This is a genomic window from Xanthomonas sp. SHU 199, from assembly GCF_000364665.1.
Classification (GTDB): Bacteria; Pseudomonadota; Gammaproteobacteria; order Xanthomonadales; family Xanthomonadaceae; genus Xanthomonas_A; species Xanthomonas_A sontii.
This window is the reverse complement of sequence record NZ_AQOI01000607.1, coordinates 1-520: the sequence shown is the minus strand read 5'-3', so window position 1 is coordinate 520 and position 520 is coordinate 1. Positions and strand designations below refer to the sequence as shown.

Below are 520 nucleotides of genomic sequence, written 5' to 3'. Positions count from 1 at the left end.
CCCGCCGTCGGCGCGGCGGTGCGCTGGCACGCAGCGGCGAACAGCGACAGCGCGACGACGGCGGACAGGCGCAACGCTTTCCTCATTGCGTGGCGCCCGCGGTCTTGTTGATGGAATGGATGAAGGCCAGCAGCTTCTCGGTATCGCCCGGCTTGAGCACGGGACCGAACGGCGGCATCTGCCCGACCACCTTCTCGTGGCCGATCCGGGTCTTGCCGTGCGCGGTCATGCCGGCCGTCCCTTCGGTGATCAGCGTACGCAAGGTGTCGTCGTCGCTGCCGTACACCCAGATATCGTTGGTCAGCGGCGGACACATGCCGCCACCACCGGTGCCGCCGTGACAGGCGGTGCAGCCGGCGGAGTTGAACAGCGCCTTGCCTTCGGCGACCAACTCCGGGGTGACCTTGACCGGCGGTCCCTTCGGAATCGGCGTCACCGCCGCAGCGGGAGCCGGTGCGGCGGCAGGAGCAGCAGCGGCGGGCGCGGTCGCCGCCGGCGCAGAGGCCGGTGCAGGCGCCGG

Annotated in this window: 1 protein-coding gene; it reads right to left on the bottom strand. The window is 71.2% G+C overall.

Translation table 11 applies throughout. The features are described 5' to 3' along the window. Nucleotides 1–82 precede the first annotated feature (82 nt). A partial coding sequence (locus D183_RS0117810; protein WP_026144609.1) for a c-type cytochrome occupies nucleotides 83–520 on the bottom strand: 438 nt, incomplete at its 5' end.